We start from the raw sequence: 23,083 nt of genomic DNA on the forward strand, positions 1-23,083 counted from the left end.
GGACTCGCCCGGACCGGCTAGCCCTTGAGGAAGGCCAGCAGATCGGCGTTGAATTCGTCCTGGTGCGTGGCAGTCAGGCCGTGCGGCGCTCCCTTGTAGACATGCAGCGTGTTGTCCCTGATCAGCTTCGAGGACTTCATGGCAGAGGCGACGATGGGCACAATCTGGTCATCGTCACCGTGGATGATCAGCGTCGGCACGTCGATCTTCTTGCAGTCCTCGGTCTGGTCGGTCTCAGAGAACGCCTTGATGCAGTCGTACGCCCCCTTGAAGCCCACCGTCATGCCCATCAGCCAGAAGGCGTCGCGCAGGCCCTGGCTGACCTTCGCGCCGTCGCGGTTGGCGCCGTAGAACGGGGCGCTGAGGTCCTTCCAGAACTGCGAGCGGTCGCGTTCGACGCCTTCGCGCAGGCCGTCGAAGACGCTGCGGGGCAGGCCCTCGGGGTTGGCGTCGGTCTGCAGCATCAGCGGCGGGATGGCGCCGACGAGGACGGCCTTGGCGACGCGGTCGGTGCCGTGGCGGGCCATGTAGCGGGTGATCTCGCCGCCGCCGGTGGAGTGCCCGACCAGGACGATGTCGCGCAGGTCGAGCTTCTCGATGACCTGGGCGAGGTCGTCGGCGTACGTGTTGAGGTCGTTGCCCTCCCAGGGCTGGCTGGAGCGGCCGTGGCCGCGCCGGTCGTGGGCGACCGCCCGGAAGCCGTTGGAGACGACGTACCACATCTGGTCGTCCCAGGCGTCGGCCGTGAGCGGCCAGCCGTGGCTGAAGACCACAGGCTGTCCCGAACCCCAGTCCTTGTAGAAGATCTGGGTTCCGTCCTTGGTGTTGACCATGCCGGTGCTCATGTGGCGACTCCCCGCGTCGAAAGGCTGGCAATGAGTACGTCGCGGCACACCGTCGGGCCGGTCCTCCGAAGCTAACATCACGCGCTTGTCGGACTTATCGGTTTAGAGATGAAACAACCTACCTGAGGTATGCGAGTTCTCATGGGTTTTGGCACAATTTCACACGCTCTGGCGTATGCCGTGCCGCCCGAGACGAACGTCCCCGGTCGCCACGCGGTGGTCGACAGGCACTCGGCCGTTCGGCTTGTCATTATTTCCCAAATAGGGCATATGTCTTCTATAGCCCGCGGTCGCCCGGCAAACCCTTGAAAGTCTAGCGGATTAGTGGGATATTCGCTTCGTGGTCGTTCCGGATCACGTCCACACCGGGCACCCACCGGAGGTCGTGGCATCGGAGCCCGACGTCGCACGTGCCGGTCGACCATGCACCGCAACAGAACTGCACCCCCAACATTGATGATTACCGATACGCCGGAGCTCTCGGCGTTATTCGGTGTGCGCTTTTCGCGCTCGAGGAGGACAGGTTCCACATGAAGAACCGGATCAGAGCAGCCGCCGCACTCGCCGCAGTCGCCGCCCTGGCGCTGTCGGCCTGCGGCAGCAAGGACGACGGCGGCACCACGGGATCCAGCACCACGCTGAACATCGTCGGCTTCGCCGTGCCGGAGGCGGCGAACAAGGCGATCGCGGCCGAGTGGAACAAGACCGACGCCGGCAAGGGCGTCAAGTTCCAAACGTCGTACGGCGCGTCCGGCGACCAGAGCCGCGCCGTCGTGGCCGGCCTCAAGGCCGACTACGTGCACTTCTCGGTCTCCAGCGACGTCACCCGGCTCGTCGACGCGAACCTGGTGGCCAAGGACTGGAACGCGGGCCCGAACAAGGGCATCGTGTCCTCCTCGATCGTGGTGCTCGCCGTGCGTGAGGGCAACCCGAAGGGCATCAAGGGCTGGGACGACCTGATCAAGCCGGGCATCGGGATCGTCACCCCGAACCCCGCCTCCTCGGGCGCCGCCCGCTGGAACGCGCTCGCCGCGTGGGGCCACATCACCGCCAACGGCGGCACTGACGCGCAGGCCACCGAGTTCCTGACGAAGCTGTTCGGCAACGTCGTCGCCCTGCCGGGCAGCGGCCGCGACGCCACCACCGCCTTCCTCGGCGGCACCGGCGACGTGCTGCTGGCGTACGAGAACGAGGCCATCCTGGCCACCCAGGCGGGCGAGAAGTTCGACTGGATCGTGCCCTCGACCACCATCCTGATCGAGAACCCGGGCGCGATCCTCACCAACGCCGACCCGAAGGCCAAGGACTGGCTGAGCTTCGTGCTCAGCAAGGACGGCCAGCGCCAGTTCGCGCTCAAGGGCTTCCGCCCGATCATCGAGGGCGTGGACACCACCGGCGTCCAGGGCGCCAAGGACCCGGCCAACCCGTTCCCGACCCCGGAGAAGCTGCTCACCGTGTCGAAGGACTTCGAGAGCTGGTCGGCTCTGTCGAAGAAGTTCTTCGACGAGAAGGAGGGCCTCATCGTCAAGGTCATCGCAGCCTCGGGCAAGGCTAAGTGACCTCGACCACGCTCACCCCGGACCGGCCGGCGATCTCTCGCCGGCCGGTCCGGTCCGGCCGCCCGCTGACCCGCGTCTCCGGACTCGGCCTCGGCGTGGCGATGCTGTGGTTCAGCCTGCTCGTGCTCATCCCGCTCGCCGCCGTGGTGGTAACCGCGTCGGCGGGCGGGTGGAGTTCGTACTGGCAGGCGGTGACCAACGAGCAGACCGCCGCGGCGATCGAGCTCACCGTTGGCACCGCGTTCCTGGTGACGCTGCTGAACATCGTCATGGGAACCATGATCGCGTGGGTGCTGGTCCGGGACCGCTTCTTCGGCAAGCGCGCCCTGGAGATCCTGATCGACATCCCGTTCGCGCTGCCGACCATCGTGGCCGGCCTGGTGCTGCTGTCGCTGTACGGCAAGACCAGCCCGCTCGGCATCGACATCGCCAACACCCCCAAAGCAGTCTTCCTCGCCTTCCTGTTCGTCACGCTGCCGTTCGTGGTCCGCACCGTCCAACCGGTGCTGGCCGAGCTGGACCGCGACGTCGAAGAGGCGGCGATGTCGCTGGGCGCCAGCCGGTTCACCGTGTTCCGGCGGATCATCCTGCCCAGCCTGACGCCCGCGATCGCCGCGGGCGCCGCGCTGTCGTTCGCCCGCGGGGTCAGCGAGTACGGCTCGCTGGTCCTGCTGTCGGGCAACCTGCCGCTGAAGACCGAGGTCGCCTCGGTGCGCATCCTCAGCAGCATCGAGAACGACAACTACGACATCGCGGCGGCGGTGGCCACGATCCTGCTGGCCATCTCGTTCATCGTCATCGTGGCGCTCGACGTCATCCAGCGGAGGATGGTGCGCCGTGGCTAGCCACCCCAGCACCCGCACCCGCCGCGGCCCGGTCACCTACCTGGTCCGGCTGATCGTCATCGTCTACCTGTTCTTCCTGGTGGCGTGGCCGGTGTACCTGGTCGGCAAGAACACCTTCGCCGACGGCATGGACAACATCAACAGCATCATCGAAGACCCCGACATCGTGCACGCGCTCAGCCTGACCGTGCAGGTCGCGATCATCGCGGTGATCATCAACACGCTGTTCGGCGTCGGCATCTCGATTCTGCTGGTCCGCTACGACTTCCCGGGCAAGCGGCTGCTCAGCGCACTGCTGGACATGCCGCTGTCGGTCTCGCCGATCGTCGTCGGCCTGGCCCTGATCCTGGTCTACGGCGGACGCAACGGCTGGTTCGGACCGGGCCTGGAGAGCATGGGCTTCCAGGTCATCTTCGCCACCCCCGGCATCGTGCTGGCCACCGTGTTCGTGGCGCTGCCACTGGTGATCCGCGAAGTGGTGCCGGTGCTGGAGGAGGTCGGCGAGGAGCAGGAGCAGGCCGCCCGCAGCCTGGGCGCCAACGCCTGGCAGACGTTCCTGCGGATCACCCTGCCGTCGATCAAGTGGGGCGTCGTCTACGGCGTCGTGCTGAGCCTGGCCCGCTCACTGGGCGAGTTCGGCGCGGTCAAGGTCGTGTCCGGCAACGTGCTCGGCGAGACCCGCACGGCCACCCTGGTCGTCGAGGAGAAGTACCTCAACTTCGACAAGGGCGGCTCGTACGCCACCGCGTTCCTGCTCGCCCTGGTGGCAGTGGCCTGCATCATCATCGTCTCCGTCATTCGGCCGAAGGAAGACCGTTGAGTATCGAGATCGTCAACGTTTCCAAGCGCTTCGGTGACTTCGTCGCGCTCGACAACGTCAACGTCAGCATCCCGTCCGGCCAGCTCACCGCGCTGCTCGGGCCGTCCGGCGGCGGCAAGTCGACCCTGCTGCGCATCATCGCCGGCCTGGAGACGGCCGACAGCGGCCGCATCGAGATCGAAGGCGTGGACGCGACGAAGCTGTCGCCGCAGAAGCGCAACGTCGGCTTCGTGTTCCAGCACTACGCGGCGTTCAAGCACCTGTCGGTGGCGCGCAACGTCGCGTTCGGACTGGAGATCCGCAAGCGGCCCAAGGTAGAGATCCGCGAGCGGGTCGACGAGCTGCTCAAGCTGGTGCACCTGTCCCAGTTCGCCGACCGGCTGCCCTCGCAGCTGTCCGGCGGCCAGCGCCAGCGCATGGCCCTGGCCCGCGCGCTCGCCGTGCAGCCGACAGTGCTGCTGCTCGACGAGCCGTTCGGCGCGCTGGACGCCAAGGTCCGCAAGGAGCTGCGGGACTGGCTGCGCCGCCTGCACGACGAGGTGCACGTGACGACGGTGTTCGTCACGCACGACCAGGAGGAGGCCCTGGAGGTCGCCGACGAGATCGTGGTCATCAACGAGGGCCGCGTGGAGCAGATCGGCTCACCCGACGAGCTCTACGACACCCCCGCCAACGACTTCGTCATGCGCTTCCTCGGCCCGGTCACCGAGCTGGGCGACCGCCTGGTGCGGCCGCACGATCTCCAGCTGCTCACCGGTGGCGGCGAGCCGGACACGGTCACGGGCCGCATCACGCGGATCACCCGGATCGGCTTCGAGATCAGGGTCGAGGTGGCCGTGGGCGAGCAGCTCGTGACCGTGACCCTCACCCGCAACGAGTTCCTGTCCCTGGGCCTGCAGGTCGGTTCCGAGGTGCAGGTGCGCGTCGCGACCGGGGTCGGGGCGCCGAGGTTGATCGACGCGGTCTGACGCCGCGACACGGGAGCCTCCGGGCGGTATGGCACGCTCCTAACGCGCCATCACCCGCATCCGGAGGCCCCCGTGCGCGGTGGTCTGCCGGGCCAGGGTCATGACCGATGCCCGCCGGTGCTGCCGGCAGCGGTGTCGCGATCGGACCGCGGCGCGGGCACCTGACCGTCTCCGAGCAGGTCGAGCAGCGTGGTGCTGTCCAGCAGGTCGCCGGTGTACGTGTGGACCGACTGCCAGAGTCCGGGCAGGGCGGTGGCCGCGCCGGTGTACGTGATGGTGTGCGGCGGGCGGCCTCGGACGCTGGCCAGCGCACCGCTGACCGCCCGCATGATGTCGCCGACGCTGATCTGCTCGACCCGGCGGGCCAGGCTGAAGCCGCCGTCGGTGCCGGGACGGCTGCTGAGCAGCTCCGCGCGCCGCAGGTCAGCCAGGATGGACGGCAGGTAGCTGGCGGGTATGCCCTGCATGACGGCCAGATCGCTCGTCTTCACCGGCCCGCCGCCCGCCGCGGCGATGGCCAGCATGGCCTGCACCGCATAGTCGTGTCGCGCTGAGATGTGCACGGCCCCATGGATTCCTGCTCGTGACGGCGCGGCCGGCAGCAGGCGCGCGCTCTGTGCGATGTCCGCATATTCCTATAACTTCGATAGATAATATAGGCGATGCACGGTCACGGCAATGGTCGGTCACGATCCGATCTCGACGCCGTCAATCCGACTCCTGCGCCGACTCTTTCGCCTTGGGACGGGCCCGCAGGTGCGCTCGTTCACCCTGGGTGCCGAACAGGCTGAGGAACTCCACCGGCTCGGGGCCGGCCGCGCCGAACCAGTGCGGCACCCGGGTGTCGAACTCGGCCGCCTCCCCCGGCAGGAGCACCAGATCCTGCTCACCCAGGACCATCCGCAGCCGGCCGTTGAGGACGTAGAGCCACTCGTAGCCCTCGTGGGTCTTGGGCTCCGGGTTCCGGCGGCGGCTGTCGGCGGGGATCACCAGCTTGTACGCCTGGATGCCGCCCGCCCGCCGGGTCAGTGGCAGCATCGTCATCCCGTGCCGGGTGACCGGGCGCAGATGGATGCGGGGGTCGCCGGTCGGCGGGGCGTCGACCAGCTCGTCGAGCGTGACGCCGTGCGCTCTGGCCAGCGGCAGCAGCAGTTCGAGGGTCGGCCGCCGGGAGCCGGACTCCAGCCGGGACAGGGTGCTCACCGAGATCCCGGTCGCCGCCGACAGGTCGGCCAGCGTGGTCTCCCGCTGCCGGCGCAGTGCGCGCAGCCGGGGACCCACCGCACCGAGCGCTTGATCAAGATCGTCGTCCATGCCGCCAGCTTGCCAGATCAGCAACAGGATTTGCGAGCACGCCCGATCATCTCGCATGGTTGCCCCAGGCCACGGCGCGAGGCGCGGGCAGTTTCGGAAGGGACGTCATGACCGAGGAGTTCAGCAAGGCGTACTGGGACGGCCATTACCACGAGCACTCCGCGGGCCACCCGAAGCCGCCGAACCCGCATCTGGTCGCCGAAGCCCGGGAGCTGACCCCCGGCACAGCGCTGGACGCAGGCTGCGGCGAGGGAGCCGAGGCGATCTGGCTGGCGGCTCAGGGCTGGCATGTGACGGCGGTGGACATCGCCGACACCGCGCTGCACAGCGCACGCTCACACGCGGCAGCCGCCGGTGACCCGGTTGCCGCGCGCATCGACTGGCGGCAGGCCGACCTGACCGACTGGGTGCCGCCCGTGGCGCAGTACGACCTGGTCTGCTCCCTCTACGTACACCCGAAGGCGTCCCGCGAGTCGCTGGCGGCCCGGCTGGCGGCCGCGGTCGCCCCGGGCGGCACGCTGCTGATCATCGGCCACCACCCGTCGGACCGGCGTCCCGTCTCCGACGCCGCCGCCCGCGACGTGCACTTCACCCCGGACGAGGTCGGCGCCGGCCTCGACCCCGAACAGTGGGAGATCCTCGTCGCCGAGGACCGGCACCGCCCTGCCACCGGTCACGGTCACGAGGGTCACGGTCACGAGAGTCACGGTCACGAGAGTCACGGTCACGAGAGTCACGAGGGTCACGGTCACGGGCATGACGGGCACTCTTCGCACGACACCGTCCTGCGCGCCCGCAGGCGCGCCTGACCGGTCCCGGGGTGGCTACTCGGCCCGGCCGCCGTCTCGCCGACCGGCTTCGACAGGTGGAGGTGTGGGCAAGGGCGTTCCACCAAGGCGTATCGAGGTGAAGGCGCCCATCCTCTCGGCGGGATTGAACGGGTGCGGGCGAGGGTAGGCAGAGGTATTCGCAAAGGAGCTGCCCCGATGACCGACATCATCCATTTCACCATCGCGACCGCGGCCGAGCAGAGCGCCGATTTCCGGCGTGTGCTGTGGACCGGTGAGCACACCCAGCTCGTGATCATGACCATCCCGCCCGGCGGTGAGATCGGGGACGAGGTCCACCCGCACAACGACCAGATCCTGACGTTCGTCAGCGGGACCGGCGAGGCCGACGTGGCCGGGCAGACCCGGCCGGTGGCGCAGGGCGAGCTCGTGGTCGTGCCGGCGGGTACCCGGCACAATTTCCGCAACACGGGGCCGAACCCGCTGGTGCTCTACACCGTGTACGGCCCGGCCGACCACGCCGACGGCGCGGTGCACGCCACGAAGGAGCAGGCCGAGGCTGCCGAGGAGGCAGGCCGGGACGAGCCGCCCACCGCCTGACCGGAAGACGTTGACCGCTGCGAATACCGTGTGGCCATGGCAGATGGGTGGAGCCGGTTCTTCTGGGTCGCGGCAGGGCTGTTCGTCTTCTACTGGATCGTCCGCAACGCCGTCGCGCACGGCATGTGGGACGCGTGGGAACGGCGCGCCAAGCACGAGCGTAAAGCCGTGCACCTGGCCGCCGTCCGCGCGTCCGGGGACGTGCCCGAGCCGACCGTCCCACAGGCGGTCGAGTGAGCCGTCCCGGTCGTCGCGGATCTGCCGTCGCCGCGACGACCGGTCGCCGTGACGGCTGACGGCGGCCGCCGTCGGCCGACGGTCTGGTTCGGCGTGCTGTTCTCGTCGGCCTTCGCGGTGATGTTCGCCGTGTCGGCGTACTCCGCGGTCGGCCAGGCGGTGCTCCGCCACGACCTCGCCGAGCGGGGCGTGACGGTCGACGCCGAGGTCCTGGACGAGGGGCGGCCGCGCGGCGGCGGCCTGAAGGCGACGGTCAGCTACTCCGTCGAGGGCACCCTGACGACCGCGCGGCTGGAGTCCTACGACCGCTCGGTGATCACCATGAATCCGCAGGTCCGCTACGACCCCGAGGATCCGGGGCGGGTGATGCTCGCCGCCGACGTCGAGAACGCCGTGCCGGCCTACGGGGCGGTCGCGCAGGCGCTGTTGTGGCTGCTGGCCTGCCTGGCGGGCGCGGCGTGGCTGGTACGGCAGGACCGCAGGGAGCGCACCGGCGGCCCTCCGGCCTGACCACGGTCAGGCCGTGTTCTCGGCCAGTCGGCTGAGGTCGCGCAGCAGGTCGAGGGCCTCGGACCGGTTCGGGACCGTCGGCGGCAGTTCCCGGTCGGCCCGGTCCACCAGGTCCGTCTTGATCCGGCGCAGCACCTCGGCGCGCGCCGCCGGGGACAGGTCGTCCAGCCCCAGCCAACCGAGATTGTCCTCGACGATCTCCCGCAGGTCGGCGGCCGCGGCGTCGTCGTCTAGGTCATCGGCCAGCGCCTCGACCGTCCAGTCGAACAGCCAGCCGGCTGCCGACCAGCGCTTGTCGGGTGCGACCGCGATCGTTCCGGACATCAGTTGCCTACCAGGAATGCTCGGGGGCCTAGGCCGTTGTCGGTGATGAACTTCTGTACCTTAGCGATTTGGTCAGGGGTGAACTGGGAGACGTCGACAGGCACGTAGTCGGCCTTGGCCAGGTGATCGACGATCCTGGTCTGCAGGTTCGGCCACTGCTGGTCGAAGTGCCGGGCCGGGAAGTTGCCCACGGCGTCGTAGGTCTTGCCGGTGGCGTTGTCGACCCAGTCCACCTTCGGGTCGGTCGAGCGGCTCAGCTCCGCCCCGGTGGCGTCCTCGACGCGCAGCGCGGTCTCGCCCTCCGCCGGCCGGTAACGTCCCGTCGCCGGGTCCATGCCGAGTTCACGCTGGTGGGCGTCGCGGGCCGCCTCCGCAGCCCGCTCCGCCTCCCGGGCCCGCTCGGCCTCCTGCGCCGCCTCAGCCGCACGGTCGGCCTCCCGGGCACGCTCGGCGTCCCGGGCCGCCTCAGCCGCGCGTTCGGCGTCGCGGGCGGCCTCCGCGGCTCGTTCGACCTCGCGTGCCGCCTCCGCGGCTCGTTCGACGTCGCGGGCGGCCTCCGCGGCATCCGCGGCCCGGTCGACCGCGCGCCCGAGGTCGGCGACGTCGTCGATGGCCCGTGCGCCCTTGGAGATTCCGGCCGCGACACCGGCGATCCCGCCGACCACCGGGACGATGCCGAGCAGCCGCTCCCACCAGGCGAGTTCCTGGCCCGTGATCAGATCCTTGCCGGTGATCGCCTCGATGACGCCCTTGACCGTGCCGACGACCGGCACGAAGTCCAGCCCGATGCTGAGCAGCACACCGAACAGGACCGACAGGCCGACCAAGGCGGCCAGGGCCGCCCGCGCGGTGTAGTAGCAGTCGGACATGCTCCCGCAGTTGTCGGCGTACGCCGCGCCGGGCAGCAGCAGCACCGCGGCCCCCGCGCCGAGCGCCGCACCGGCCAGCACACGTGTCGTCGTTCTCATTTCGGCTCCTCGGCGCCCGGCGCGGCCGGCTGCGGCGGCGCGGGTGGCGCCTCCCTGACATGAGGGCTGAGCAGTGTCATGAGCACCGCCGACACGATGGCCAGCAGCAGGAACGGGAAGAAGCTGGTCTGGTCCAGGAACATCGGCACGATCACCGCCCCCAGCAGGTACACCGGGATCATCACGACGATCAGGCGGATGATCCGGGGGATGCGCGCGATGAACCGGGCGTACGCCCCGAAGTCGAGCGGCAGCAGCGGGCTGGCGAGCACCTGGGCTGCGAAGAGCACGAAGAAGGTCAGCCCCGCCTGCCAGTAGGCGGCGTACAGGCCGGACAGCAGTGCGGTGAGGATCAGCGCGCGGATCAGCAGCCGCAGCACGAGCGGGATCCGGCCGGCCAGAGGCTGCACCGGGACGTCGGTGCGGAACCGGTCCTCCAGCAGCGTCATCCGGTCGGGGCCGCCGCCCTTGCCGATCGGGTTGGCCAGCAGCGCCTGTGCGACGGCGCGGGCCACGGTCGCCGCGACCGCCAGGAACACGATCCAGCCGCCGCTCTCCTGCGTGGTCGACATGGCCTCGACGGTCGGGCGGGCCCCGGCCCAGACGAACACCGGTCGCACCAGCAGCGGGGCCGACTGGGTCCACACCCAGACCAGCAGGCCGGAGATGACGACCAGGGCGCCGAGGCCGACCAGCGCCCGCACCGCCCTGGGCACGGTCGGCGGCAGCAGGAACTCGGCGGCGAACGACTTGGCGGCGATCGGCACGCCGACCGCCAGCATCGCGAACAGCGCGTAGGTGAGCAGTTGGGAACCGAACTGCGCGGGGATGTCGAGCAGCGTGTCGGTGCGGTACGTGTCCCACTGCGGGTGCGCGCCCAGCGCCAGGTCGCCGAGGGCGAACCCCAGGGTCAGGTAGGAGCCGAGCGCCCCGCTGAGCGCGCCGACGAGCGCGATGAGCAGGAGCAGCCAGAGTGCCTCGGTGAAGACGTACTCGAAGCCCGGGTGCAGCACCCCGACGACGAGGCCGACCATGAACACGACCGGCACCGCGAGCAGACCGACGATCGGGCGAGCGGCGAGATACAGGCCGTCGACCGTCGACATGGCCAGGCCGGCCGAGAGCCGCCGCAGGGTCAGCGGCACGCCGACCCAGATGCCGTCAGCGAGCCTGGTCAGTGGATCGGGCGGGCTCGTCGGCCCCGGTGTCGCGGTCATCTTCTCCCCATCGGGAACTGCCGAGCAGGCGGTTGGACAGCCAGCCGAGGACTACGCCGTAGACGAGGTGGCCGGTGATGCTGACCGACAGGAACTCGTCGAGTGCCTTGAGCCCGAGCCAGCCCGGGTACACCGAGACCATGAAGGTCTCCAGGACCAGCGCCCAGACGATGGCCGCCCAGATGCCGCGGCGTCCGAACGCGACCGTGTAGGCGACGCCGAAGGCGGTGCCGTTGCACAGGTGGAACGCGACACCGAGCCAGAACACCCAGGTTGCGTCCTGGTCGGTCTCGGCCAGGGCCAGCCCGAACAGCCGCCACGCCTCGAACGGGCGCAGCTGCAGACCGGCGAACTCCACCAGCGCGATCCGGGCCGCGTCGTAGGCCAGCGTCGCCGCGAACCCGGCGACGGCGCCCACCGCCATCCTGCGCAGCACCTTGGCCCGTCGCTCGTCGGGCAGCCGCCGGATGACGACGGTCGCCACGGCGGCCGCGGCCAGGCCGAGGGCGAGGAAGGTCCAGCGCAGGGACACACCCGACAGGATGTACACCAGCAGGGCGGCGCCGCTGGCCAGGAAGACCGCGGCGACCGTCCATTCTGGTCGGATCTTGCGTCCGCCGTCAGCCACGCCGATACCGTAGGAACTGACGACCGTCAGTGGGGGCCAGTGTCAGCGAGCCGACAGTGAAGTCTGCGTGTCAGCGCAGCACGGCGGAGGTGTGAAGCCGCGGGCTGCTCAGGACGGCGGCATCGTGGACAGCAGCTCCATGGCGGTGGTCAGCAACTGGTTGGCGCGGACGGCGAGCGTGGTGGCGAGGCCGTGCGCGGTGCCGCCCGCGGTCTCGGCCAGCGCCCGCAGCGCCGCCAGGTCCTGGTCCAGCCGGGCGAGCGCGCCGGCCAGGTCGGCCGCGGCCCCGCCCTGCAGGTGCGCCGCGATGTCGTCGAGCGCCATGCCGCTGGACTCCAGCCGCTGCACGGTGGCGATCTGCTCGACCGCCGCCGGGTCGTAGAGCCGGAAGCCGCCGGAGGTGCGCGTGGCCGGGGTGAGCAGGCCGAGGTTGGTGTAGAAGTCGACGGTGCGGTTGCTCACGCCGGCGGCGGCGGCGAGCTCGCCGATGCGCATCAGTGTCATGAGCAGCCTCGTTCCAGCAACCGTACAGTTTCACGTGTTAGTGTCAGCCTCGTGGCTGATCATACCGCCGGCCGCCGCGAACGGCACCGGTCCCGACCGCCCGCGACAACGCCGCGGTCGAGGGCGAGCAGCGCCGGCGACCCCGTGCGGCCCGGTCCCGCGACCCCCGCCGGCTGATCGCGGGCTGCCCGGCCACCGCCTGCGCATACCACCGCCGCGGCTGACGCCCGGCGGAGCTCCACAGGAGAGGAAGCACATGGTCTTCAAGAAGCTGCTCGCCGGACTCGGGCTGGGCGGCGTCGAGGTCGACACCGTCCTGTCGCCGCATCCCGCGGTCCCGGGCGGCCCGTTGAGCGGCCAGGTGAACCTGCGCGCCAAGTCCGACACCGACATCACCACGATCTCGCTGCTGCTCACCGCGACCGGACCGGCAGGCGAGCTGGAACTGGCCCGCTACCAGGTCGCGCAGCACCTGCGGTTGCCGTCGGGCGCCTCCCAGGCGGTGCCGTTCACGGTGACCGTGCCCGCCCACGCCCCGTTCACCGCGCTGTACGGCCAGGCGCTGCCGGGGATCGCGATCGGTGTGCGCACCGAGGTTTCGGTGGCCTCGGGCAGCGCCAAGGGCGACTTCGATCCGGCGCGCATCGACGCCTCCCCGGCCCAGCAGCAGATCATGGACGCGCTCGGCGCCATCGGCTGCCGGTTCGTGCGCAACGAGCTGCGCCCCGGCGGCCTGGCCGGCCTGCCCGTGCCCGCCGCGCAGGCGATCACGTGCTACGCCCCGCTGCCCGAGGGCGACCGGCACGGCCCGCACATCCCGCTGCTCACCTTCACCGTGGCCGCGATCGGCGACGGTCTGGTGGTGCTGGCCGAGCTCACCGGCAGGTTCGGCGCGCCCGACCGGCACGACCTGTCGGCGGCCGACCTCCAGCGGCTCGCCGCGACCGAGGGCGGCTGGATCACCGAGGTCGACCGGTGGCTCACCACGGCGCTGGACAAGCTCTCCTCCCCCGCCGCCGCGGCGCCGGGGGCGTTCCTGCAGCCGCCCGCACAGCCCGGGTACGGCCACGCCCCGGCCGGCGGCGGCTACGGACAGCCCGGCTACGGACAGCAGCACGGCCGTCCCGGCTATGCCTACGGCGGCCACGGCGGGCACCCCGGCGGCTACAAGTACGGCGGCTACCGGGGCAAGCCCAGCATGGCCGGGGCGATGGCGGCCGGGGTCGGCGGCGCGGCGCTCGGCTTCCTCGGCGGCATGGTGATCGGCGACATGATCGGCGACGCGATGGCTCCCGACCTGGGCGACGCGGCGTCCGCGGCCGGTCTGGAAGACCCGGGTCTGGCCGACGCCGGTTTCGAAGACTTCGGCGGCGGAGATTTCGGAGGCGACTTCGGAGACTTCTGACCGCCGAACCGGGTGGTGCGGGCCCGTCCTAGCCGGGGGCCCGCGCCACCCACCCCGCGTTACGCACCGCCCGACAGAGGAGAACTGCGTGAAGTCATCGAACCCGGTGCTCGGGCGGATCACCGCCGCCGCGCAGCAGCCGGCCTACACCGTGCCCGGCGGCCAGCCCTACAGCTACGGCGGCCAGACCTACCAGCAGCCGGCCGACGGTTACGGATACCCCGAGACCGTCCAGCGCTCCCGCGACGTCATGACGATCGACGACGTCGTGGTCAAGACCGTGTCCCTGATCGGCGCGGCGGTGGCCGCGGCCGCCGCCACCTGGATCCTCGTCCCGGTGCAGTCGCTGGCCGTGGTGTGGATCGCCGCGATGCTGGTGGGGCTGGTGCTGGGCCTGGTGATCTCGTTCGCCCAGATCACCAACCCGGTCATCCTGTTCAGCTACGCCATCGTCGAGGGCGTGTTCCTCGGCGCGGTGTCCAAGGCGTTCGAGACCGCCTGGAACGGCATCGTCCTGCAGGCGGTCATCGCGACCCTGGGCGTCTTCTTCATCATGGCCGCGCTGTACCGGGCGCGGATCGTCCGGGCCACGCCGAAGTTCATGAAGGTAGTGATCGGGGCCGCCGCGGGGCTGGCCGTGGTCATGCTGGTCAACTTCGGCATCAGCTTCTTCACCGGCTCGGCCGGTCCGCTGCGCGACGGCGGCCCGATGGCGATCATCTTCTCGCTGGTCTGCATCGTCGTGGCGGCGCTGATGTTCGTGGTCAGCTTCCAGCAGATCGAGGACGGCATCGCCGCCGGGCTGCCGCGCAAGTACGGCTGGCTCGGCGCGTTCGGCATCCTCGTCGAGCTCGTCTGGCTCTACCTGGAGATGCTGCGCCTCATCTCGTACTTCCAGGAGGACTGACACCGCGGACAGGCGGCCCGGGCATCCTCCCCGGCGCCGGGCCGCCGACCGCCGTGGATTGTCCGCGATGCCCGGGTATGACGTCCTCCCAGCACCGATACTGATCGTTGGACCGGGCCGGCTCCGGCCGTGCCCGCGCGATCACGAGACGGGAAGACCCCATGCGAGCCACCTTGATCTACGGCGCCGGTGACGTGCGGGTGGAGGACGTGCCCGACCCGGTGCTGCGCGAACCCACCGACGCGCTCGTACGCGTGCTGCGCTCCTGCATCTGCGGCAGCGACCTGTGGCCGTACGGGTCACGCCCCACCAGCGAGCACGGTGACCGGATCGGCCACGAGTTCCTCGGCGTCGTCGAGGACGTCGGCGCGGACGTCTCCGGGCTGAAGAAAGGCGACGTCGTCGTCGCGCCGTTCGTCTGGGCGGACAACACCTGCGACTTCTGCCGCGAGGGCCTGCAGACCTCCTGCCGCCACGGCGGTTTCTGGGCCGCCAACGGCGTCGACGGCGGCCAGGGCGAGGCGGTACGCGTCCCGCAGGCCCAGGGCACGCTGGTCAAGCTGCCCGTCGGCGAGGACTCGGCGCTGCTGCCGTCGCTGCTGTCGCTGTCCGACGTGTTCCCGACCGGCCACCACTGCGCCGTGACCGCCGGGGTCGGCCCGCGGACCACGGTGACCGTGATCGGCGACGGCGCGGTCGGCCTGTGCGCGGTGCTGGCCGCCAAGCGGCTCGGCGCGGAGCAGATCATCCTCATGGGTCGCCACCAGGTCCGCACCGATCTGGGGCGGGACTTCGGCGCGACCGACGTGGTGGCCGAACGCGGCGACGAGGGCATCGCGAAGGTCCTGGAGCTGACCGGCGGCGACGGCGCCCACGCCGTGCTGGAGTGCGTGGGCCTGCGGCCGGCCATCGAGACGGCGTTCGCCGTGGCCCGCGCCGGGGGCAGGGTGAGCCGGGTGGGCGCGCCGCAGTACCCGGAGGTGCCGCTCGGCTTCGGGGAGTTCCTGCGCAACGTCACGCTCACCGGCGGCGTCGCCCCGGCCCGCGCCTACATCGAGGAGCTGCTGCCCGACGTGCTCGACGGCAAGGTCGAGCCGGGCCGGGTGTTCGACACCACGATCGGCCTCGACGAGGTGCCCGCCGGCTACCAGGCGATGGCCGAGCGCAAGGCCCTCAAGGTCCTGATCCGTCCCGTCTAAAGCCGTTACGTGGTCAATACAGTATTTTAGAGCCACTATGGCCGCCATTTCCCTGAAATTGCCATCACAGCTGCCCGGAGGCTGGCGAAGATCGGCGGCGCGGTGCGCGGAAGTGCCGGGGCGGGGGCTGTTCGGCCGTTAGCCTTACAACCGGCACAAAATGCGCAGATTAGCTGGCGGGGCTGGTGACGCAGTGAACCAACCGCAGGACGGGTCCACCGAACTCGACCGGACGGTGACCAAACGAGCCGTCTACCCGGTGTTCCAACCGGTCATCTCGCTGCGCAGCGGCCGGGTCGCCGGATACGAGGCGCTGGCACGCGGGCCGGCCGGTTCCGAGCTGCGCAACCCCGCCGAGCTGTTCGCTCAGGCACAGCGCGCCGGGCGGCTCACCGAACTGGACTGGGTCGCCCGCGCCGCGGCGTTCCGGGCGGCGCTGGCTGCCTGCCTGCCGTGGGACGTCCCGCTGTTCGTCAACGTCGAGCCGTCCACCATGGGCAGCGAATGCCCGGCCGGACTCGTCGACACCATCGAGACGGCCAGCCGCGAACTCCAGGTGGTCATGGAGATCACCGAACGCTCGCTCAGCGACGACCCGGCCGCGCTGCTCACCTCGGTGGCCCGGGTACGCGGCCAGTCCACCCGCATCGCACTCGACGACGTCGGCGTGAACCCGGCCAGCCTGTCCCTGCTCGCCCTGCTCAGCCCCGAGATCATCAAACTGGACCGGCACGTCGTGCAGGGCCGCCCGACCCATGAGACCGCGCAGGTGGTCAACGCGGTGCTGGCGGAGTCCGAGCGCACCGGCGCGATCATCCTCGCCGAGGGCATCGAGACCGAGCGCCACCTCGCGGCGGCGATCTCGATGGGCGCGACGCTCGGCCAGGGCTGGCTGCTGGGGCGGCCCGGCCCGCTGCCCGCGCGGTTCGAACGGCCGGACACCGACCTGCCCTACAGCACCGCCCCGAACACGGGTGCGCGTACCCCGTTCGAGGTCGCCCGGCGGCGGCGCCGCGCCACCCGCGCCACCAAGCGGCAGCTGATCCCGCTCAGCAACCACCTGGAGAGCATGAGCGAGCACGCGCCCGAGGCGTCGGTGCTGCTGGGCGCGTTCCAGGACGCGAAACACTTCACCGAGCACACCCGGCACCGCTACCTGACCATCGCCGGCAAGGGCGCGCTGACCGCGGTGTTCGGCCACGGCATCGCGGCGCAGCCGGCTCCCGGCATCCGCGGCGGGCCGCTGGCGGCCGACGATCCGCTGCTCGGGGAATGGTCGGTGATCGTGCTGGGCAGCTACTTCTCCGGCGGGCTGTTCGCCAGGCAGTTGCCGACGTCGGCGACCCGCGAGGCCGACCGCGAGTTCGACGTGATCATCAGTTACGACCGGTCGCTGGTCGCCGAGGCCGCGCGCACCCTGCTGAGCAGGCTGGCCCCGGTCTCCTGACCGGGCCGCCGCTCACAGCTGCGACACCTGGTAGTGCGCGATGAGCCAGTCGTCGCCGACGCGGCGCACGATGACACCGAGGTTGACGTTCCTGGTCGGGCGGTCGGTGAAGGCGAAGTCGACGGCCAGGTAGCCGAGCACCAGGTCGGCGGCCAGCCGGCGGGTCTCCAGCAGTTGGTACGCGGCGGTCATACCGATGGGCTGGCCGTCGTAGTACGCGGCCACGCCGCCAGGACCGACGGTGTACGGATGCAGGCCCTGGAAGATCGCGTCATAGGTGAAGTTCTCCGCGACGCGTTGCGGATCATGGGCGTCGACGGCTGTTTTCCAGCGTTCCAGCACGGTGGTGAGGATCTCGGCCTCGGTGCCCGTCATATCGTTCTCCCTGGTGTCGGTTCGCGAGGTCAGAGCTGGGCGGCCAGGCGGGCGAGGATGGCCGCGGCCGGTCCGTCGACGGCCTGCCGGTAGCCGGTGCCGGCCCACAGGTGCACCCGCTCGGCGTCACCGGCCGCGGCGGCGGCCCGGCGCAGGCCGGCCGTGAGGTGGTGCACGGCGGGATAGCCGTACGGGGCGAGCTCCCCGTACCGGTCGGTGAAGCCGTTGCGCAGCGCCCGCGCGGGACGTCCGGTGAAGGCGCGGGTGACGACGGTGCCGGTCCGGTCCGGGTCGGCGAGCGCGGCCCGGTGCACCGCGGAGGCGCCCGCCTCGTCGCTGCGCAGCAGGACCGTCCCGACCGCGACGGCGTCCGCCCCGGCCCGCACGGCCGCGGCCACGTCCTCCGGCGTGCCCAGGCCGCCTGCGGCGATCAACGGCAGGTGCACGGCGTGCCGCACCGCGGCGACGAGGTCGGTGAGCGCGACGCCGGTGACCGGCCCGGACGGGGTGAATGCTCCGTAGTGGCCGCCCGCGGCGACGGCCTGCACCGCCAGCGCGTCCACCCCGGCGTCCGCGGCGGCCTTCGCCTCGTCGACGTTGGTGACCGTCTGCACCAGCAGCGCTCCGGTGGCGCGCAGCGCGGCCAGGTCCGCAGCGGGCGGTAGGCCGAACGTCAGGCTGATCACGGGCACCGGCCGGGCGCGCAGCACGTCGAGCTTGTCGTGCCAGTGGTCGTCGTCCTCGACGGGCACCGGGTCCAGCGTGACGCCGTGCCGGTCGGCCTCGGCGGCGAGCAGGTCGGCATACCGCCGCAGGGCCGCAGGGTCGACCGGCACGGGGTTGGGCACGAACAGGTTGACCCCGAACGGCGCCGACGCCGCCTCGACCGTCGCGATCTCCGCGTCGAGCGCCTGGGGCGTCTTGTACCCGGCGGCGAGGAAGCCGAGGCCGCCTGCGCGGGCGGCTGCGACGACCAGGGCGGGCGTGCCGGCTCCGCCGGCCATCGGCGCGGCGACCAGCGGCAGGTCGACGCCCAGCGTACGGATGAATGCGCTGTTCAACGGTGTTCGACTCCCAGGTGGACGCGGCGCGGCTCAGTGCCCGGCGCTCTGGCCGCCGTCGACATGCAGGATCTCACCGGTGACGAACCCGGCGCCGTCGAGGTAGAGGACGGCGTCGACGACGTCGCCCACCTCGCCCACCCGGCCCACCGGGTGCAGGGCCGCCAGCGCGTCGTAGCTGTCGGCCGCGTGCATCGGGGTGCGGATGACGCCGAGGGCGACGGCGTTGACCCGGATGCCGCGGGTGGCGTACTCGATGGCCAGTGATCTGGTCACCGCGTTGAGCCCACCCTTGGTGAGCGCGGCCATGGCGGCGGGCACCTGGGAGTTCGCGTGCTCCACGAGGGTGGTCGTGATGCTGACGATGTGGCCGCCGCCGTGGTCGAGCATGGCGGCCACGGCCCGTTGGGTGATCGTGAGGAACCCGCGCAGGTTGACTCCGGTGACCAGGTCGTAGTCCTCGGCGGTGTACTCGGTGAACGGCTTGGCGACGAACACGCCCGCGTTGTTGACCAGCGTGTCGATGCGGCCGAACGCGGCGAGGCCCTCGTCGATCACCCGGGCCGCGACGGCCGGGTCGGCGATGTCGCCGGCCACCGACAGCACCATCGGATCGCTGCTCGGTGGCATCGTCCGCGAGTTCGCGACGACGGCGTGACCGAGCTTGCGGTATGCGGCCACCAGCGCCGCCCCGATGCCCTGGGAAGCGCCGGTGACGACGGCGACCTTCTGCATGTTCATGGGTCCGTCCCTGTCTGGTCTGCGGCCTGCCGAGCAGCCCGACGCGACCGGCGCCGAACCGGATGACCTAAGCGTGCGCCCACCGGGCCTGCTCGCGCAGCCGACTGCCAGGACCCGCACCTGACCGGCGGGACTGCCGACCAGGGTGATCCGGTCCGGGCCAGCGGATCTGCTGGTCAGCGGGCCGGCTGGCCCGGGTGATCCGGTCCGGGGCCAGCGGATCTGCACTGGTCAGCGGGCGGGCTGGCCAGGGTCGTTCGGGTGCGGGGTCAGCGGGGTGACGTCCTCGGTCCGCCAGGCGCGCAGCGGCATCGACGCGAGCACGGTCTCCAGCTGGTCGGCGTCGTCCGCGCGGAACAGGCCCCAGGTCCGCCACTCCCCCGGGGCCAGCGGCGGCCGCCACAACCGCAGCAGGCTGCCCTGTGCCACCAGCTCGGCCGCCCGCACCGCCTCGCGCCGCCGCATGTCGGCGACCTCGTCCTCGGTCGTGCCTGTCGGCACCGTGGTCCGCATGTCGACCAGGTACTCCACCATCGCACTCCCCTCACCGCCGGCAACGCCGGCCAGGACCATCGGACTTGCCGGGCACCTGTGCGTATCAAGGCTCAAGATACGCACAGGTGCCCGGCAAGTCGGGCGATCTCGGCGACGCCGATCAGGGCTTGCGGGCGCGCAGGCCGAGGATGCGGCGGCCGGCCGCGAGCAGGTGGTGGCGCAGCACGTCGGCGTCGTGGTGCTGCATCACCGGCGACGAGGCGGTGGTGGCGATCCCGGCCAGCGCGAGCGTCGCGTTGATCTCGGCTTCGGCGGAGTCGTCGAGCGCCATCAGCTCGCCTGGGCGGCGGAACAGCTCCATCACGTCCGGATGGCTCTGCAGCGCGCTGGTGACGCCGGGGTCCGTGCCGATCATGGCGATCAGGCCACGGTGCTTGACGGTCAGGTCGACCAGGCCCGACAGCATCGCGTCGGCCCGCGCGGACGGCGTGCGCTGCGCCTCGGCGGCCATGATGATGGCGTGCATCTGGTCGATCGCCGGCTGGATCACCGCGGTCAGGATGTCGTCGCGGGTCCTGAAGTGATGGTAGACCGCCGCCTTGGTGACGCCGAGAGTGTCGGCGATCATCTGCAGCGACGTGCCGGCGAAGCTGTGCATGGCGAACAGTCGGCAGGCCTCATCGAGCAGGCGCTGCCGGGTGCGCTCCGGGCCGCGCGAGTCGGCGTGTGTCGCAGCTCTCACGGCACCCTCCTTACCAGATCATCGACGGCGGGGGAAGTCACCCGTCCTGAGCAAATCTAGCTGATCAGCAGCCATCCGCCTAGCCGGTCGACAGGCTGCAGACTAGCCGAACGGCAAGCTGAAAACTTGCCGAACGACAGGTTCACTCCTTGCCGATCGGCTTGCTCACTCCTTGCCGAACGGCTAGGGTCGGCCGTGGTGCGGCGACCCCCAAACACGCTCGTGAACAGCATGTTTCGCCGCGATGACAGCCACCCATCCCTCGTTTGGAGTACTCGACGTGGCGACATTCCTCTACCGGATCGGCCGGTTCTCGTACCGCCGACGCTGGCTCGTCCTCGGCCTCTGGGTGCTGCTGCTCGCGCTCGCCGGGACCGGCGCCGCGACACTGTCCGGCAAGATGTCCAACGAATTCAGCATCCCGGGCACGGAATCCCAGCGGGCCATCGACCAGCTCGGCGAGCGCTTCCCCGAAGCGAACGCGGGCGGGGCGCGGGCCCGGGTCGTGTTCGGCACGCCCGAGGGCAAGACGGTCACCGACCCGGACGTGCAGGCCGCCATCGGCCGCGTGGTCGCCGCGCTGAACAACGCACCGCAGGTCGCACGGGTGATCGACCCGTACACCGCGAAGTCCATCTCCCCCGACCTGCGCTACGCGTTCGCCCACGTCACCTACGGCGTGCAGGGCATGGAGCTGACCGACACCGACCGCGCCGCGCTGACCGACGCCGCCGCCCTCGGCCGTGACGCGGGGCTGACCGTCGAGGTCGGCGGCGACGCGCTGCGGGCCAACCCGAAGACCGGCGTCGTCGAGGTCATCGGCATCGCCATCGCCGCGCTGGTGCTCATCATCACCCTGGGCTCGCTGGTCTCCGCCGGGCTGCCGCTGCTCACCGCGGTCGCCGGGATCGGCATCGGCCTGTCCGGCGTCGCCATCGCCTCGCGGTTCGTCGACATCAACTCCAACAGCCTGATCCTGGCGCTGATGCTGGGCCTGGCCGTCGGCATCGACTACGCCCTGTTCATCGTCTCCCGTTTCCGGCACGAGCTGCTGGTACGCAAGGACGGCGCGGAGGCGGCCGGACGCGCCGTCGGCACCGCGGGCTCGGCCGTGGTCTTCGCCGGGCTCACCGTCATCATCGCGCTGGTCGCGCTGACCATCGTGGGCATCCCGCTGCTGGCGGGCCTGGGCCTGTCCGCCGCGGCCACCGTCGCGGTGGCGGTGCTGGTCGCCGTCACCCTGTTGCCCGCGCTGCTCGGCTTCACCGGCGACCGCCTGGTCAAGGGTCGCCTGTTCGGCCACGCGACCCCCGACCCGGAGTCCGACGGCGGCCCCGTCCCGATGGGCGAGCGCTGGGCGCGTTTCGTGGTGCGGTTCCGGATCCCGGTGCTGGTGCTGACCGTCGCCGCGCTGGGCGTGCTCGCGATCCCGGCCGCGGACCTGCGGCTCGGCCTGCCCGACGACGGCATGCAGGCCGCCGACACCACCCAGCACAAGGCGTACGACATGGTCACCGCCGGCTTCGGGCCGGGCTTCAACGGCGAGCTGGTCGTCGTGGCGGACCTGCCCGAGGGCGCCGACCCCCAGGCCGCCATCGGCCAGTTCGTCACGCGGCTGACGGCGGTGGACAACGTGCTCTACGCCGCCCCCAACGGGGTCAGCCCCGACGGCCGCACCGTCCTGCTCGCGGTCATCCCGAAGACCGGGCCGAACGACGTGGCCACCGCCGACCTGGTGCACGAGATCCGCGACGAGCGGGCCGCGATCACCGCCGGGACCGGCGCGACCATCGCGGTCACCGGCGTCACCGCGCTGGCCATCGACGTGTCCACCCGCCTCGACGAGGCGCTCCTGCCGTACCTGGCGGTCGTGGTCGGGCTGGCGTTCCTGCTGCTGCTGCTCGTGTTCCGGTCGGTGCTGGTGCCGTTGAAGGCGACGCTCGGCTTCCTGCTCAGCGTCGGGGCGACCTTCGGCGCGGTGGTGGCCGTGTTCCAGTGGGGCTGGCTCGGCGACGTGTTCGGCGTGCAGCAGACCGGGCCGATCATGAGCATGCTGCCGGTGCTGGTCATCGGCATCCTGTTCGGCCTGGCCATGGACTACCAGGTGTTCCTGGTGACCCGGATGCGCGAGGACTTCGTACACGGCGCACCGGCCCGCGACGCCGTGGTCACCGGGTTCCGGCACGGAGCCCGGGTGGTCACCGCCGCCGCCATCATCATGATCAGCGTCTTCGGCGGGTTCGTGTTCTCCGGTGAGACGCTGATCCAGTCGATCGGCTTCGCGCTGGCGTTCGGCGTGCTGGTGGACGCGTTCATCGTCCGCATGACCATCGTCCCGGCGCTGATGTCGATGCTCGGCCGGGCCGCCTGGTGGCTGCCCCGCTGGCTGGACCGCGTCCTGCCGAACGTGGACGTGGAGGGCGAGCAGCTGAACCGCGCCGAGGAGCCGGTCCGCGAGCCGGTGGCCGCCGGCGTTTGAGCAGTCGCAGGCCCGGCCCTTGGGATGCTCGCCGCCGCCGCCGGAGCGGTGGCAGGAGACGTAGCGCTTGAAGCCGTTGGCCTTGGCCTGGTTCATCGCCCACAG

The 23,083-nt window shown here is 71.0% G+C and carries 26 protein-coding genes; 13 read left to right on the forward strand and 13 right to left on the reverse strand.

Annotated elements, in window-relative coordinates:
• Positions 1-17: 17 nt before the first annotated feature.
• Positions 18-845 (reverse strand): alpha/beta fold hydrolase, encoded by an 828-nt coding sequence (locus F6W97_RS36960; protein ID WP_155375225.1) that lies wholly within the window; start codon positions 843-845, stop codon positions 18-20.
• A 530-nt stretch (positions 846-1,375) separates the two neighbouring features.
• Here F6W97_RS36960 and F6W97_RS36965 point away from each other — a divergent pair.
• From F6W97_RS36965 to F6W97_RS36980, 4 genes are read left to right on the forward strand one after another with little or no spacing between them, the layout of a single operon-like run.
• On the forward strand, positions 1,376-2,404 hold the full coding sequence (locus tag F6W97_RS36965) for a sulfate ABC transporter substrate-binding protein (RefSeq protein WP_155375226.1): 1,029 nt from the start codon (positions 1,376-1,378) through the stop codon (positions 2,402-2,404).
• Positions 2,401-3,249 (forward strand): sulfate ABC transporter permease subunit CysT, encoded by an 849-nt coding sequence (gene cysT / locus F6W97_RS36970; RefSeq protein ID WP_155375227.1) that lies wholly within the window; start codon positions 2,401-2,403, stop codon positions 3,247-3,249. Before F6W97_RS36965 ends, cysT begins: the two co-directional genes overlap by 4 nt.
• Positions 3,242-4,069, forward strand: coding sequence for a sulfate ABC transporter permease (locus tag F6W97_RS36975; protein WP_155375228.1), 828 nt, complete (start codon positions 3,242-3,244; stop codon positions 4,067-4,069). The genes cysT and F6W97_RS36975 overlap by 8 nt, the downstream gene beginning before the upstream one ends.
• Positions 4,066-5,037 (forward strand): sulfate/molybdate ABC transporter ATP-binding protein, encoded by a 972-nt coding sequence (locus F6W97_RS36980; RefSeq protein ID WP_155375229.1) that lies wholly within the window; start codon positions 4,066-4,068, stop codon positions 5,035-5,037. Before F6W97_RS36975 ends, F6W97_RS36980 begins: the two co-directional genes overlap by 4 nt.
• Positions 5,038-5,135: 98 nt before the next feature.
• On the opposite strand, the gene F6W97_RS36985 is transcribed toward F6W97_RS36980, so the two are convergent.
• Entirely contained in the window at positions 5,136-5,600 is a 465-nt protein-coding gene (locus F6W97_RS36985) for an RrF2 family transcriptional regulator (RefSeq protein WP_155375230.1), read from the reverse strand.
• A gap of 145 nt (positions 5,601-5,745) precedes the next feature.
• Positions 5,746-6,351 carry a helix-turn-helix domain-containing protein gene (locus F6W97_RS36990; RefSeq protein WP_155375231.1) on the reverse strand — a complete coding sequence of 202 codons (606 nt, stop codon included), beginning with the start codon at positions 6,349-6,351 and terminating at the stop codon, positions 5,746-5,748.
• 107 nt (positions 6,352-6,458) lie between these two features.
• Between F6W97_RS36990 and F6W97_RS36995 the strand changes: the two genes are divergently transcribed.
• The 4 genes from F6W97_RS36995 to F6W97_RS37010 all read left to right on the forward strand — a co-directional run bounded on the left by F6W97_RS36995 (position 6,459) and on the right by F6W97_RS37010 (position 8,486).
• Complete coding sequence (locus F6W97_RS36995) at positions 6,459-7,160, forward strand: class I SAM-dependent methyltransferase (RefSeq protein ID WP_155375232.1); 702 nt, start codon at positions 6,459-6,461, stop codon at positions 7,158-7,160.
• A 177-nt stretch (positions 7,161-7,337) separates the two neighbouring features.
• Positions 7,338-7,739 carry a cupin domain-containing protein gene (locus F6W97_RS37000; protein WP_407924641.1) on the forward strand — a complete coding sequence of 134 codons (402 nt, stop codon included), beginning with the start codon at positions 7,338-7,340 and terminating at the stop codon, positions 7,737-7,739.
• A 36-nt stretch (positions 7,740-7,775) separates the two neighbouring features.
• On the forward strand, positions 7,776-7,976 hold the full coding sequence (locus F6W97_RS37005; protein ID WP_155375233.1) for a hypothetical protein: 201 nt from the start codon (positions 7,776-7,778) through the stop codon (positions 7,974-7,976).
• A 48-nt stretch (positions 7,977-8,024) separates the two neighbouring features.
• Entirely contained in the window at positions 8,025-8,486 is a 462-nt protein-coding gene (locus F6W97_RS37010; protein WP_155375234.1) for a DUF3592 domain-containing protein, read from the forward strand.
• Between the two features lie 6 nt (positions 8,487-8,492).
• Here F6W97_RS37010 and F6W97_RS37015 read toward each other — a convergent pair whose 3' ends face one another.
• The 5 genes from F6W97_RS37015 to F6W97_RS37035 all read right to left on the reverse strand — a co-directional run bounded on the left by F6W97_RS37015 (position 8,493) and on the right by F6W97_RS37035 (position 12,127).
• Positions 8,493-8,810: a hypothetical protein gene (locus F6W97_RS37015; protein WP_155375235.1), complete on the reverse strand. Its 318-nt coding sequence runs from the start codon at positions 8,808-8,810 to the stop codon at positions 8,493-8,495.
• Entirely contained in the window at positions 8,810-9,778 is a 969-nt protein-coding gene (locus tag F6W97_RS37020; RefSeq protein WP_155375236.1) for a pre-toxin TG domain-containing protein, read from the reverse strand. Before F6W97_RS37020 ends, F6W97_RS37015 begins: the two co-directional genes overlap by 1 nt.
• Positions 9,775-10,995 carry a hypothetical protein gene (locus F6W97_RS37025; protein ID WP_155375237.1) on the reverse strand — a complete coding sequence of 407 codons (1,221 nt, stop codon included), beginning with the start codon at positions 10,993-10,995 and terminating at the stop codon, positions 9,775-9,777. Before F6W97_RS37025 ends, F6W97_RS37020 begins: the two co-directional genes overlap by 4 nt.
• Positions 10,940-11,623 (reverse strand): DUF6789 family protein, encoded by a 684-nt coding sequence (locus F6W97_RS37030; RefSeq protein WP_155375238.1) that lies wholly within the window; start codon positions 11,621-11,623, stop codon positions 10,940-10,942. Before F6W97_RS37030 ends, F6W97_RS37025 begins: the two co-directional genes overlap by 56 nt.
• 108 nt (positions 11,624-11,731) lie before the next feature.
• On the reverse strand, positions 11,732-12,127 hold the full coding sequence (locus F6W97_RS37035) for a MerR family transcriptional regulator (RefSeq protein WP_155375239.1): 396 nt from the start codon (positions 12,125-12,127) through the stop codon (positions 11,732-11,734).
• Between the two features lie 256 nt (positions 12,128-12,383).
• Here F6W97_RS37035 and F6W97_RS41470 point away from each other — a divergent pair, with 256 nt between their 5' ends.
• The 4 genes from F6W97_RS41470 (at position 12,384) to F6W97_RS37055 (ending at position 17,085) form a co-directional block, all read left to right on the forward strand.
• Entirely contained in the window at positions 12,384-13,532 is a 1,149-nt protein-coding gene (locus tag F6W97_RS41470) for a sporulation protein (RefSeq protein ID WP_196279496.1), read from the forward strand.
• A gap of 88 nt (positions 13,533-13,620) precedes the next feature.
• A complete protein-coding gene (locus tag F6W97_RS37045; protein WP_155375241.1) occupies positions 13,621-14,439 on the forward strand; it encodes a Bax inhibitor-1/YccA family protein in 819 nt (272 codons plus the stop codon).
• Positions 14,440-14,600: 161 nt separating this feature from the next.
• The gene (locus F6W97_RS37050) at positions 14,601-15,638 is read left to right on the forward strand and encodes a zinc-binding dehydrogenase (RefSeq protein WP_155375242.1); all 1,038 of its coding nucleotides are present in this window, start codon (positions 14,601-14,603) and stop codon (positions 15,636-15,638) included.
• Between the two features lie 193 nt (positions 15,639-15,831).
• The gene (locus F6W97_RS37055) at positions 15,832-17,085 is read left to right on the forward strand and encodes a sensor domain-containing phosphodiesterase (RefSeq protein WP_196279497.1); all 1,254 of its coding nucleotides are present in this window, start codon (positions 15,832-15,834) and stop codon (positions 17,083-17,085) included.
• Between the two features lie 12 nt (positions 17,086-17,097).
• On the opposite strand, the gene F6W97_RS37060 is transcribed toward F6W97_RS37055, so the two are convergent.
• The 5 genes from F6W97_RS37060 to F6W97_RS37080 form a co-directional block, all read right to left on the reverse strand.
• On the reverse strand, positions 17,098-17,460 hold the full coding sequence (locus tag F6W97_RS37060) for a Cif family virulence factor (protein WP_155375244.1): 363 nt from the start codon (positions 17,458-17,460) through the stop codon (positions 17,098-17,100).
• Between the two features lie 29 nt (positions 17,461-17,489).
• A complete protein-coding gene (locus F6W97_RS37065; protein ID WP_155375245.1) occupies positions 17,490-18,521 on the reverse strand; it encodes an NAD(P)H-dependent flavin oxidoreductase in 1,032 nt (343 codons plus the stop codon).
• Between the two features lie 33 nt (positions 18,522-18,554).
• Positions 18,555-19,262 carry an SDR family NAD(P)-dependent oxidoreductase gene (locus tag F6W97_RS37070; protein ID WP_155375246.1) on the reverse strand — a complete coding sequence of 236 codons (708 nt, stop codon included), beginning with the start codon at positions 19,260-19,262 and terminating at the stop codon, positions 18,555-18,557.
• Between the two features lie 231 nt (positions 19,263-19,493).
• Positions 19,494-19,796 carry a muconolactone Delta-isomerase family protein gene (locus tag F6W97_RS37075; protein ID WP_230687280.1) on the reverse strand — a complete coding sequence of 101 codons (303 nt, stop codon included), beginning with the start codon at positions 19,794-19,796 and terminating at the stop codon, positions 19,494-19,496.
• Positions 19,797-19,917: 121 nt separating this feature from the next.
• Positions 19,918-20,499 carry a TetR/AcrR family transcriptional regulator gene (locus tag F6W97_RS37080; protein WP_230687281.1) on the reverse strand — a complete coding sequence of 194 codons (582 nt, stop codon included), beginning with the start codon at positions 20,497-20,499 and terminating at the stop codon, positions 19,918-19,920.
• Positions 20,500-20,779: 280 nt separating this feature from the next.
• On the opposite strand from F6W97_RS37080, the gene F6W97_RS37085 reads away from it, so the two are divergent.
• Complete coding sequence (locus F6W97_RS37085) at positions 20,780-22,978, forward strand: MMPL family transporter (protein WP_155375265.1); 2,199 nt, start codon at positions 20,780-20,782, stop codon at positions 22,976-22,978.
• The last annotated feature ends 105 nt before the right edge of the window (positions 22,979-23,083 follow it).

It is taken from the genome of Catellatospora vulcania, assembly GCF_009720385.1.
Taxonomy (GTDB): domain Bacteria; phylum Actinomycetota; class Actinomycetes; order Mycobacteriales; family Micromonosporaceae; genus Catellatospora; species Catellatospora vulcania.